Annotated in this window: 9 protein-coding genes; 1 reads left to right on the top strand and 8 read right to left on the bottom strand. The window is 58.6% G+C overall.

Annotated elements, in window-relative coordinates; all coding sequences use genetic code 11:
• Positions 1-55 precede the first annotated feature (55 nt).
• Positions 56-1,162 (bottom strand): Lrp/AsnC family transcriptional regulator, encoded by a 1,107-nt coding sequence (locus tag PYTT_RS06235; protein ID WP_067775575.1) that lies wholly within the window; start codon positions 1,160-1,162, stop codon positions 56-58.
• A gap of 3 nt (positions 1,163-1,165) precedes the next feature.
• On the bottom strand, positions 1,166-2,005 hold the full coding sequence (ispE, locus tag PYTT_RS06230; protein ID WP_067775577.1) for a 4-(cytidine 5'-diphospho)-2-C-methyl-D-erythritol kinase: 840 nt from the start codon (positions 2,003-2,005) through the stop codon (positions 1,166-1,168).
• Between the two features lie 355 nt (positions 2,006-2,360).
• Here ispE and PYTT_RS06225 point away from each other — a divergent pair, with 355 nt between their 5' ends.
• Positions 2,361-7,433 carry an autotransporter-associated beta strand repeat-containing protein gene (locus PYTT_RS06225; protein WP_071133335.1) on the top strand — a complete coding sequence of 1,691 codons (5,073 nt, stop codon included), beginning with the start codon at positions 2,361-2,363 and terminating at the stop codon, positions 7,431-7,433.
• A gap of 39 nt (positions 7,434-7,472) precedes the next feature.
• On the opposite strand, the gene PYTT_RS06220 is transcribed toward PYTT_RS06225, so the two are convergent.
• The 6 genes from PYTT_RS06220 to PYTT_RS06195 form a co-directional block, all read right to left on the bottom strand.
• Positions 7,473-8,567 (bottom strand): AMP-binding protein, encoded by a 1,095-nt coding sequence (locus PYTT_RS06220; protein WP_067775583.1) that lies wholly within the window; start codon positions 8,565-8,567, stop codon positions 7,473-7,475.
• 3 nt (positions 8,568-8,570) lie between these two features.
• Entirely contained in the window at positions 8,571-8,882 is a 312-nt protein-coding gene (locus PYTT_RS06215) for a ribonuclease III domain-containing protein (RefSeq protein ID WP_067775639.1), read from the bottom strand.
• Between the two features lie 12 nt (positions 8,883-8,894).
• On the bottom strand, positions 8,895-9,575 hold the full coding sequence (locus tag PYTT_RS13655) for a hypothetical protein (protein WP_067775586.1): 681 nt from the start codon (positions 9,573-9,575) through the stop codon (positions 8,895-8,897).
• A gap of 118 nt (positions 9,576-9,693) precedes the next feature.
• Entirely contained in the window at positions 9,694-10,281 is a 588-nt protein-coding gene (locus PYTT_RS06205) for an NADH-quinone oxidoreductase subunit C (protein ID WP_067775589.1), read from the bottom strand.
• Between the two features lie 22 nt (positions 10,282-10,303).
• Entirely contained in the window at positions 10,304-10,861 is a 558-nt protein-coding gene (nuoB, locus tag PYTT_RS06200; protein WP_067775641.1) for an NADH-quinone oxidoreductase subunit NuoB, read from the bottom strand.
• A gap of 160 nt (positions 10,862-11,021) precedes the next feature.
• Positions 11,022-11,777: a hypothetical protein gene (locus tag PYTT_RS06195; RefSeq protein ID WP_067775592.1), complete on the bottom strand. Its 756-nt coding sequence runs from the start codon at positions 11,775-11,777 to the stop codon at positions 11,022-11,024.
• Positions 11,778-11,779 lie beyond the last annotated feature (2 nt).

Genomic DNA, 11,779 nt, shown 5'->3' with positions numbered 1-11,779 from the left:
CACCCTTGCCGCCCTGCTTCCACGAGTGGAAACGGGCAAGAGAGGGCGGCGATTCCTATTCGGCGGACATGCGTGCCATCCACGCGGCGTAAACGTCCGGCGAGATTTCGGAAGGCTTGATTTCGGAGCGTTCACCCCAGAAAACGGCCGTATGCAGCACGGGGATGCCGCAGGCTTCGAGATGCTCATCAATAGCGGCCTTGTGGGCCAGCACAGCATCCCGCTCCAGCCCGTGCACGACACCCATGATCTGCGCGCCGCCGAAGGCCTCGCCGCCCGTGCGCCAGTAGCAATGGGTCATGCAGTGGTGGCGGCCGCATTCCGCACCCGCGCGCACTTCCATGCCCTCCGGCACCGTCCAGTGGAACAGGCCGTTGTGATGCGTCACGGGACCGTCCGCACTGCGCGTGCGCACATGTTCGAGGAATGTGGCGAAGCGCCCGATCACCTTGCGTTCGTTCAGGCTTTCGGCGATGGAGCAATATTCATCGCAACTCAGGCCGATGGAAGCCGCACGCACGGTCCACGGATCGGGCACGATTTCTTCCGGGGCCAGCTGCTCCTTCAACGTCAGCAGCACGCGCCATTCGAGCGGAGAAAGGCTCACCTTCGCCGTCGTCTGCATCGGCGCGGGTTCCGGTTTCCGGTCGCCGGGCTTCAGGCCGCGGCGGCGGATGTGGCCCACGCCCAGCGTGAACACGCCCTTGGCGGGCAGCAGCACGTAATGCTCCGCTCCGATGTGCCTGCCGAGAAGATCGCAATGCCCTTCGAGCGTATTGGAACCGATCGGCACTTTCAGCGTCGTCCAAAGCCGGTAATCGGCTCCCGGCAGAGAGGGATCCGCATTCCGCAGGACGACATGGCCGGTAAAGGGATCGTTTACCTTCAGCCACTCGTAGGCGGCCTGCAATTTTTCTTCCGGCAGTTTCCAGGCGACGAGCGCGCCGTCCGCCAGCTTGGTAGCCAGCAGAGTCTGCCGCACGCGGCGGACGACTCCCGCCTCCAGCATGGCCCGCAGGCGCTGCATCACCGTTTCGGCATCCAGCCCGCAACGCTCGGCAATGGCATGGAACGGCAGCCGGTGAAAACCTTCGACACGGTCTTCCGCCACGGCAAGAATCTGCGTATTGACGGGATCGTTGGGGGAGGTCGGTATTTGCATGGATTACTGGGGGTTGACGATGCCGGTCCAGACAAACAGGGTGGGGTCCAATTCCGCCACAGCCTTCTGGGCGATGGCCTGTGCCTCATCGGGAGAGCCCGTGAGCGCAAACATGGAGGAGCCCGAGCCGGACATCAGCGCGCCTTTCACGCCATCCTGCCGCAGCAGCCATTGCTTCATCATGCCGAGGAAGGGGTATTTTTCAAAGGCGGGCCGTTCCAGATCGTTCACGAGAATCACGCCGTCCGCATTCTGTTCCGCGTAGGAAAATCCTTCCACGGGGCGGGAGTCCGCCCAGCGCCTGTAAGCATCCGGCGTCGCGATGCCGAACGAGGGTTTGAGTACGACGATGGGACTCGTCCACCCGGCGAGAGCCTCCAGCGGTTCGACCTGTTCGCCGCGTCCCGTGCAGCGAGAAACTGCGGGATGCAGAAAGAAGGATGTATCCGAACCGAGTTCCGCAGCGAGCGCCGCCATCTTTTCCGAGGAATACCCGGTGCCGATGATTTCATTCAGGGCCAGCAGCGTCTGCACGGCATCGCTGCTGCCGCCGCCCAACCCGGCGCCCGCAGGAATGCGCTTGACGAGGTTGATTTTTTGCTTGGCCTTTTTGCCGTACTCGCGCTCGAAGAGGCGCACGGCTTTCATGACAAGATTGCTTTCGTCCGTCGGCACGCCCGGAGCATCGCACAGCAGCGTCGTGGTGCGGGAATTGGCGAAATGGATTTCATCCGCCAGATCCAGAGGAGCCATGACGGTATCGATTTCATGGAAGCCGTCTTCCCGCTTGCCGAGGATGCGCAGCGAGAGGTTGATCTTGGCCGGAGCGGTCACAGTCATCATACCCCCACCTTACCCGAACCCCGGCCGTTTGGCAATTCCATATTGTGCCCGGCAGAAGGAGCAAAAAACGGAAAACGCGCGGACAACAGGCCGAAAAACAATTCGGCCGGATACCTGCAGAGTCATACAAAACTCGTATTTCATTATTTGATCATCAATGAACTATTCTATTTTTCAAAATCGCGGAAATTACATAAATAAATCACAATATACTTATATTGAATACTATACAAAACCTGTCATTTCGTTCAAAATTTTTCGCGCTTTCCCTTGACAAAAAACGTACAACATAGTAAAGCAACCGCGCTCCTCCTTGTAAACATATCAAAAATTATATCTCAATGATGTTGCTCTTATGTTTCACTGCTTGCGGTACCACCGCTATCTGATCGCGTTATGTTTTGCTTCCGCTCCGCAAATCATGGCTCAGGACGGCTCTATCCGCCCTCTTGAATCGGAAACGGAAAACAGGGATTATTCTCTCTCCCTCTCTTCGGCAAGAACAGGCAACCCGGCCGAGTTCCAAACGGAGACCTATGCCGACACGGCGGCATCCGACCCGCTCGGATACGGATACTACTTGTGGACGGGCAAAGGCTCCAGCTCGAATGTGCTGGACAAGAACAACTGGACGTATGATTCCGGCACTCCGGATCCTTCCAACAAAGCGACATGGGGCTCTTCCCAGACGCCGACATTCCTGGTTCTCGATCCGAACCTGATGTCGACCTTCCCCAATGGGCTGCTGCAGAATGCCCAGATGAGCATCAACTTCACTCCGTTGACCCTCAGCGGCATCATTGTCAAAGCCCGCACCGACGGCAAAAGCGATAAATTCGCCATCACTAACGTAGCCGGAGTCGGAGAAACCAGCGGCAACCTCGTCCGCTACCTGAACCTCGTGGGCGTCAACGGAGCGGACGTCACGTTCCAGATGGACGGCAGCCTTGAACTCGGCAACGCCACCAATCCCTTCACCGGGGTCAACGTCGATTCGAACTGGAACATCAACTTTGCGGACGGCAAATACCTCAACGTCTACGGCAGCATGCGCAGCATGGCGGGTACGCGCATCTCCCTGACCGGAAAAGGCACACTGAACCTGTTCAACGCCAACCGTGAACTGAACGCGGAATGGCATCTGGCGGACGGCGCCTCCATCGTGTTCAACCGCAATGCCGACATTTCCATCAACAGTACCAACTTCCTCGGCACGGGCGACATCCATGTCACCTCCGGAGTAGGCACGCTGCAGATTGCCGGCGACAACGGCGCGCTTTTCAGCAACAACGTCATCATCGAACAGGGAGCTACCTTCCACCTGATGGAAGGCATTCGCGATACGACGACCGTGGACTTGATCGTGTACAGCAACATGACGGGCAAAATCTCCGGCTCCGGCAACATGAGCTTCGAACGCCAAAATTCCGGCAAGAATTACTGCAACGAGTCATGGGTATTTACGGGCGACAATTCCGGATTCACCGGCAACTGGCTCACCGACCGCGACATCAACTCCTACAATGACCGCGACAAGCGGTACGGCATCATTCCGCTGATGTTCGGCGACGGACAGACCCTGAAAGGAACAAACGAATCCATCGCCGGCACGGGCGCCATCATCGGCACTTCCGCCAACAATCGCGGCGGTTCGCTGGTAGGCATCAACTATTCAAACGACGTTACGCTGATCAACAGCCTTCAGGGAGAGCTGCGCCTGCACCACCTGACCGATTCCACGCTGACTCTGACAGGCAACAATTCCCATATCTACGGCACCTACGTCGAAGCCGGGGGTACGTTGCGGGTCTACGACGTTTCCGCTCTGGGCGATGCCAATACCTACACAAAATCGGGCGTCAATAACCGCGGCGGCGCAGTCGTCGCGCTCAATAACGGTTCGACCTTCGAATATGCCGGCGACAGCAATGCCAATGCCATCACCAACGGCCTGTTCAATACGGAAGGTACATGGGGCATCAATATTGCCAAGGAAACCACCGTTCTCACTTGGGATATTTCCCAGAAAGCCGTCTATAAGGATGCATTCAACGCGCAATCGGCCAGGCGCGAAGGGAACTTCACCAAATCCGGCGCGGGCACGCTGAAAATTACAGGAGCCTCTTCCGCATGGGATGGCCAGGGCAAACTGTTCACTTCCTCGACAAAGGCAGGCACCTTGTTCCTGAACGAAGGCACGCTTGAAATCGGCGACAATGCTTCGCTCGGCAACGTCGGCAAAATCGTCATGGGCGGCGCTACCCTGAAGCAGTCCGGCGGCAATCAGGTCTTCACACTGGGCAGCGGAGTGACTCTGACGACGGACAAGGCTATCCGCTATGCCATGAACAACACCATCGACGGCGGACTCAAGGTCTCGGGAGGGATCATGGAATTCGTGATGAGTCCGAAAGACATCTTCGGCACGCCGGGACTGCCCGCCTATTCCTTCCTGAACAGCTACAACGTCACAGGCAACTTCGATCTCAGCTCGACCGGCACCTTCAGCTTCGTCCTCGACGGAGGCATGGCGTTCGACAAGGAAGGCTACTACCTGATGTTCACGGCGGCCAATGACATGTCCTCGATGGACTGGAGCCGCTTCAAGCTCTCCGGCGTAGAAACAGGTGAAAACTCCCGGCAAAAATACGCCATTTATACGGGCGGCACGGTCATCTCGGCTGAAGAAACGGTAGCCGGCACCTCCAACGAAGTTTACCTCCAGGCCACGCCTGACCTCGTGGACCTTCGCTGGAACCGTGCTGACGGCGGCACATGGATGGCAGGCAAGGACATCAGCGCACAGTCCGACTGGCACCTGCCGAATTACGACGATTCCCGCTTCTTCCAATCGGACCGGGTCATCTTCGGCGACACCATCATGGTGGACGGCAAAGCAGTCACCCTGACGGGCGAACAGACCATCACGCTCGGAGGAGATGTACGGCCCTCGCGCATCACTGTCGAAGGCAATGCCGATTATGTCATCACCTCGCAGGAAGGAGCCTCCTATGGTATCGGCGGCCAAGCCGCCCTGTACAAGACCGGATCCGGCCAGCTGGACATCCGGACTTCCAACACCTATTCCGGAGGCACCATCGTCTCGGAAGGCGCTGTTCGCGGCATTGCAGCCAATTCTTTCGGTTCGGGACTGATCACCATCAACAATACGGGGCAGGTATTCACCTTCGCCGAGAATGCTCTGGGTTCCTGCGATATCAAGATCGAAGGCGGCCAGCTCCTGCTCTACAGCACCAACAGGAATCAAGGGGACGTCACCATGAACGGCGGCACCATCACGGCAGGAGCAGCCCTCTCTCTTGGCGAGACAGGCAATATCACCATCAACGGCGGAAGCCTGTATGCCACGGCTCAGGGAGCTTTGGGAAACAATACGATCAAGTTGACGGGCGGACACATCTACGCGCACAACGTCAACTCGCTCGGCTCCAGCAACATTGTTGCCCACGGCGCAGCCGACGGAGCCGAAGCGTGGATCCATACGAGCGCCTTCGACCATGCATCCTCGCTGGGAGCCGGCAAAATTGCTTTGCAGGAAGGTTCCGTCCTTTATCTGGAGGGAGCTCAAGGCAAAGCACTTGATTCTCTGTCGCTCCTGACATTCGACGGCGGCCGCGTCTACGTGGACGGCACGGTTGATGCTTCCGGTTTCACCAATTACCATTCAAACAACGGACGCAATGCCATCTTCGACGTGGAAGGAGCCAACGCACAGTTGACCGTCGCCGACTACGCGGGTACCGATCCGTCCATTACGATCGAAAAACTCGGTACAGGGATACTCTCCACCACAGTGCATACCGATATCAATGCCAGCCTTCTTGTCCGCGAAGGCTCCATCGTCCTGAACATGTCGGATAAGGGCGGAAGCGCCTACCAGCTCAACGGCTCCATCGCAGGCGACGGCACGATCGTCATCCGCGGTTCCCATGCGTTCCGTGCAGGCCCTACGCAGGATTTCAGAGGCACGTTCTACATCGACCAAAACGGTGAGGATAAAATGATGATCGTCTCGGGCAACTCCAATAGAAAGGATACCTACTACGATGTCGTGCTGAACCGGGGCAATATCTCCATGTGGGACAGCTCGTCCGACAATCATCTCGTCTGGGGGAACCTGAGCTCGGGAACAGGCGATTATGCCTCTCTGTGCACGATCGGCGTCAACTCCATCGTCGATGCCGGAAACGTATACGATCCCTTCATGCTGACTGTCCACCAGACGCGCAACGAAATCTTCAAGGGAACCTTCATTGATGGCGGTGTCGGGAAGAAGGTTGTCGCCGACTTCGAAAAAATGGGGGCTGCCACACTTACCCTCACGGGAGACAGCACCAGCACCGGCACCATGTACATCCGGGAAGGAGCCATCCAGCTCGGCAACGGCGGAACGACCGGCCACTGGGCAGGCAACATCGAAAACAATGCCAGGCTCGCCATGAACTACGGAGCTGTCGACAAAACGTTCAACAGCACCATTTCCGGCACGGGCGCCGTATCCATCCAGACGGGAGGAACCGTCACGATCACGAAGGATAATACCTATGCAGGAGGTACGGAAATCGGCAAGGGCCGCGTTCTCTTGGACAATACGGGTACGCTCGGAAGCGGTGAAATCACGATGTCCGGCACATCCTCGCTCGAAGTGGCTGCCACAGCTGCCGCAGACAAGGGGCTGGTGAACAGCAGCGTCCGCGTTGCCGACAATGCGAATGCCAGCGTCAAAAATGCTGACCTCGGGCAATCGGGCCGCATTTACACCGCCAACGGAACCATCAGCGTCAAGGGCGGCCAAAACACCGTCACCGTCACGACGGGCAGCAGCAAGAGCACACTCTCCGGCACGATGAAAGGCGCGGCGGTCAGCCTCAGCACCATCGATACGAACATGGTCGCCGTCCTGCAGCACGGAAAGCTGGATACGGGCGCCAAAGTCACCGCGACTGCGGGAGAATCCAAAATCTCCGGCGGCCTGTGGGCCATCTACGATGCTTCCTCGCTGGATCTCTCCAATGAAGCGATCCTCACGGAATCGAAGCTTGCCATCGCCGACACGGCCACCATGAACGTCGGAGATCTGAGCGTGATCGTTCTGGACCTCAACCAATCCATACTGGACCAATTGACAGGTGCAGGCAAGGAACGCCTGTCCATCAACCTCTTCGATTCGGTGAGCGATATGAACAGCCTGATCAACGGCGGCTCGCAAATCTATATCGACCTCAGCACCAATTTCAGGGAAGCGGGATGGTCGGTCAGCCGCAGCTCCGTCGATACGGCAAGCGGCACCGCATGGTGGGACAACGGAATCGTCGTTCTGGAACATAATGTGCCCGAACCTTCCAGCGCCACGCTGATCATGTTCGGAGCCGCATCCTTGCTTCTGCGCCGCAGGCGCGGCAAATAAGCGGCAAAACCTGCATGCAACTTCCGAAAACGCCGATCCTCAGATCGGCGTTTTTTGTCGTGCGCCGTTCGAAAGGCTCTCACGCAGCCGGGCGCGGCCCAGCTTGCCCATTTCATTCCTGGGCAATTCGCCGCAGGAAAGGAACCGCACCCGCTGGTATCCGGGCACGGAGGCATTCCACATTTGGGCGGCCTGCCTCATGATTGCCTCCTGCGGGCCGCACAGAACCAGAGCCAGCCCCGCGCGTTCGTCCGGCACCGTCTCCACGCAACTGTCCGGCGCAACTGCACGCAAGGCATGCTCGACGGCGTCAATATCCACCAGCTCGCCCAGAATCTTGACCTGACGATCCACCCGGCGGATGAATCGCAGCCGACCGCCTTTCAATTCCACCAAATCCTTCGACCTCCACCACGCACCGGGTTCATTCCCCGACAGGGAAAACACCCCATCGCCATCCTCCGTCACGATACCGCTGAACAAGGCCGGGCCGTTCAAGGCAAGCAAGCCGTCTTCCTCCACGCGCAGGTTCCAATGAGGAAGCACGGGCAGCCATTCATCGCCGAATTCATCGCCGGGAAGAGCCGTCGCAATCTGCGAGGCGGCTTCCGTCATTCCATAGCTTTGCACGACAGGCCAGCCCAGCCTGCGAGCCATGCGCCCGGTTTCGCGTTCAAGGCTTCCGCCTCCGACCACGATGCCGCGAAGGCAGGCGGGAGCTTCGATCCCCTGCCGCACCAGATCCACCACCTGTGCCGGAACGAGGGAAGACCACGCGCTCCCCGTCTGCCGGACGAGATCGGCATAGCGGACGGCATCCCATTTACCGGACAACTCATGAACGCGCGCACCCGCCTCGCGCGCCCTCCAGCCGATCATGCTGCCGCCGACATGGTACAGAGGCAATGGGCAGCACCAATCCCCCCGCCATGCCGACAAATGCTCCACCGCGCCACGGGCGGAAGCCTGCAGGGCGTCCGGGGTAAAAAGGATCATTTTCGGCGGATTGCCGGACGACCCGGAGCTGGCGAAGCCGACCATGCCGGGAAGATCCTTCCGGCCATCGAGAAAGGCCTTGACGCGCTCGCACCACGCGAACAAATGCGGCGGAGCATGCAAAATGTGGCGAGCCATGGCCTAGCAGGTTTCGCCGCGCCTCCGGAGAACGTGCAGGCGTTCTTCCATGCGGGGGCGCAGATGGTGTTCGATCCATGCATACGCGCCTTCCAGACCGTCGCTTTTGAAGACGCGGCCGATCTGGGCTTCCACCCCAGTGGCATTGCCGGTAAGGCGAAGGAAATCGTTGCTGGTCATTTCGATGAAAAGCTTCCCGTCAATCTCCTTTCGGAAGGAAAGTATCCATTCCCGCACATAAAGCGCCAGAATGGCATCGCCTACCCATGCTTCGGCGCGCACGCGGGGGTCCTGGTCTGGTGGTAATTTCGACATGAAAACGATCAATCAGGCAACGACTCCAGGAGCAATGGACGAAGTTGCAGGAGTTGGCGGTGCAGGAGCCGGAGCAGCGGGAGCAGGCGCCGGAAACGGCTCCGCCGCAGGGGCGGCAGGCTGAACGGGAGCGGGCTGCGAAGGCTGCGGCTGCACAGCGGGCAGCACCGGGGAACTTATGGGCGGCTTCGATCCCTCAAGCCTTTCGATACGGTTGCGCAGCTCTGCTTCGGAATCTGCGCTCCAATAGCCGGAATCCAGCTCAATGCAGATATTGGAATAAGGCAGAATCGTATTCGTCTTGATGACGAGCACGCGGAATTGCTTGATGGCATCCTCGACCTGGCTGTTGATGATGCGGTTGGGCAGGCTGTAATGGAAACGGCCAGGTATAAGTTTACCGATGCTCTGGCGGTACTTGCGGATGCCCGGCGCATAATCTTCCGTCACGGCATCCATTTCCTTGCATATCCAGATGCGGGGGATCAGCTTCCCTTCGGCCTCCAGAATATCGAGAACTTCCATGAAGACCGCATCGGACGGCGCATCCACCGCGATGGTCTGCACACCCGTTCCTGCATAGACAGGGTACGAAGCTTCCGCAATGACGATCCAGTTCCTCGCGCCGAGCGGCGTCACATTTTCCGCGATCTGGTTGCGCAGCTCCATTTCCGGCCCGGTCGGCATCTGCATGCACGATACGCACAGAAACAGGGAAACAGCACAAGTCAATGCTGTTTCAAAGAAGAATCCTGTCTTGCGTGGGGATGGGGGCATGGAGGGGACAAGGGGGATGCATGCATCTCCCCCCTCAGCAGTCGCAACCTCGTTCCCGGGGTTCGCGTTCGGCACTGGGGCATACGCCGGGCCGTGTCGCGAAGGGCGCACCGCCTGTCGGAGCCTTTTCCGTAAACGCGACTCCGGGCAGTTCAGTGGGGATACCTTGTACGGGGAAGTCTTTGCGAAGGGGATAATACGGATATTCTTCCCACATCATGATGCGGCGAAGATCGGGATGGTTTTCGAAAACGATGCCCATCAGGTCGTAGGTCTCGCGTTCCAGCCAGTTTGCGCCCCGGTAAACCGGTACGCAGGAAGGCACGCTGCCGCCTTCGGCAACGGGAACCCGGAATTCGAGGTTCACGCCCTTTTCGGCCTGAGTGACGACGTAGATGACTTCGAAGCGCGGTTCCGAACCGAAGTTGTCCACCGAGCAGAGGTTGACCAGCATGTCGAAGCCGGCGGCATCGCGGGCATAGCGCAGCACGTCCAGAATCGCATCGGGCGTCGTCGTCAGAATCACGTCGCCCTGAAACTCGGTGCGCTTGGTGATGGCGGCTTCGAAGCGTTTGCAGATCTTGTCCGCGGCCAGGTTTTGCTGTTCGGTCAAAGTCATCATGATGGTGAATGGAAAGATTGGATTATTCGAGGTTCATCGCCGCCACGACGGGATCCGGGCAGTTGGCCTCGCGGGGTTCCGCCGTCTTGAAGAAAGTGCGGGCGGGCTTGTCGCGGTCGATCTTCTTGCGCAGGGCGAGAAGGGATTCGAGAATGGCTTCCGGACGGGGAGGGCAGCCGGAGATGTACACATCCACGGGAATGATCTTGTCCACGCCCTGCAACACGGAATAGCTGCGGAACATGCCGCCCGTGGAGGCGCAGGCACCCATGGCGATGCACCATTTCGGCTCGGGCATCTGATCCCAGATGCGGCGGATGGCCAGAGCCATCTTGTAGGTCACGGTACCGGCCACGAGCATCACGTCCGCCTGGCGGGGAGAGAAACGTGTCACTTCGGAGCCGAAGCGGGAAAGGTCGTAACGGGAACAGGCCACAGCCATGAACTCGATGGCGCAGCAGGAAAGGCCCATCGGCATCGGCCACAGCGAAGTCTTGCGTATCCAATTGATGGCGGCATCCAGCGTGGTGAAGACGAATCCGCCTTCCGCATTCTGGTCAACGATACTTGTTTCCTGCATTTCTTCAGTGGACATGACGATACTTCAACGGGGGATGATGTTCCCGTGCGGCTTCCAGCATACTTGTTTCCACCCGCTTGGCAAGCCAAAAGTGCGTGTTTTGCAGGGAAAACGGGAAATCCCGGGGCGGGCGCGGCACCGTTTCAAACGCAGCCCGGCATCAGACGTGCCAGTCGTCCAGAATCCACTTCGCCGGCAGCACGCGATGGTGCACCTTTTTGCCCCGGAATCCGTCCACAGCCTGATCCGGATCGGGATTGCCGTGAAACACGAGAATCTTCGTATCCGGGCGGGCGGGAGCCTTCAGAAGATTCAGAGGAAATACGGGGCGGCATGTGCGCTTGAAGCTCTTCACCCACTCTTCCGGCCACCAGCAGGGGTTCTTCATCGCATGTGTCAGGAAAGCCTGTTCCGTAGGATACCGGCGATGATCGTTCGCCGCCTCGAACTCGCGGACGAATGTTTCGAAAATGTATCCCGAACGCCCGGCATCAAAACGGAAGATTGAGGAATTACCGATGGCCGGACGCTTGCGGAACAATGTCTTATGCCATTCGATCCAGTTGTGGATGATGCAGTTGCGGCCGGGCATGTAGTCGAAAAAGCAGTCGATATCCTGCATGATGACCACATCCACGTCAAGAAACAGCGTCGGCCCCTCCAACCCGGCAAAACCATCCTGAAGAATGGTCAGCTTCGAGAAAATATTGGGCCATTTCTCATAGCCCGGATTGTCCGGGAAAGGGTGAGGCTCTATCCCCTCATCCAGCCCGGAAGGATCATCCGTGACGCAGAGGAAGCGGAACGGGCGCGACAAATGCCGCTTGACCGAGTGGTACAGAATGTTGGTGTACGAAGCCGGATAGCGCGTCCCCCATTTCAGACAGATCACATTGCACTCCGGTTTCTTACTCATAC

It is taken from the genome of Neoakkermansia glycaniphila (genome assembly GCF_900097105.1).
GTDB classification, from domain to species: domain Bacteria; phylum Verrucomicrobiota; class Verrucomicrobiia; order Verrucomicrobiales; family Akkermansiaceae; genus Akkermansia; species Akkermansia glycaniphila.
The sequence above is the reverse complement of the archived record's forward strand: the minus strand, read 5'-3'. Positions and strand labels throughout refer to the sequence as shown.